At 64.0% G+C, this 795-nt stretch carries 1 protein-coding gene; it reads right to left on the reverse strand.

The window, feature by feature from the left end:
• Positions 1 to 795: IS3 family transposase (locus tag P4U43_RS17955; protein WP_277359959.1), on the reverse strand; the 795-nt coding region annotated here is incomplete at both ends.

Here is a 795-nt window from a genome sequence, read left to right on the forward strand (position 1 = left end):
TGTCCCAGTATTGTTTCGGCGTCATGCCGTCGAGGGATCCGTGGGGCCGTTCATGATTGTAGATGTCCTTCCACTCGTCGGCCAAGTACTTCGCTTCGGCCATGGTGTCGATGATTTCCCCGGTGAGTTGTTCCCTTCTGAATTGGGCGTTGAATGATTCGGCGAACCCGTTCTGCCACGGGGATCCCGGGTCGATGAACGCCGTATCTACCCCGGCGGTGGCGCACCAGTTGACTAGGGCTGCGGCGGTGAATTCCGGTCCGTTGTCGGAGCGGACATAGGTTGGCGTGACACCGGTTTCGGCGATGATGTTCTCCAGGACGGCGACCACATCGGTGGCGGTGAAGGACCTGCGCGGAACGATCGCCAGGGCGGTGCGGGTGTATTCGTCAATGACGTTGAAGAACCGGACATGCCGCCCACAGGAGGTGACATCGGATTGGAAGTCGAAGCTGATCACATGCATCGGGTACTGGGCGGTGAGCCGCTTCTGCTCTCCGGCGCCGGGCCCGGTGCGGCGCCGCTTACGCGCCTTAGGTTTACAGGTCAGTCCTTCGGCCCGCCAGAGCCGGCGCACCCGCTTAGCGTTGAGCGCCACGCCAGCCCACTCCGGCTGGGCGAGCAGGTGCCAGCGGGCCTTCCGCCACCCCCACACTGGATGCTTCCCGGCGATGGCCCGCAACGCCGCGCGTAGCCGGGCTTCCTCGAAGCTGACCGCTGGGCGTGACTTGCGCAGCGCGGAACGGTTCTGACCCAGCACCTTGCACGCGAATCTCTCGGACGCCCCGAACTTCT

Source organism: Arthrobacter vasquezii, from assembly GCF_029455255.1.
In the GTDB taxonomy this organism is placed as follows: domain Bacteria; phylum Actinomycetota; class Actinomycetes; order Actinomycetales; family Micrococcaceae; genus Arthrobacter_D; species Arthrobacter_D parietis.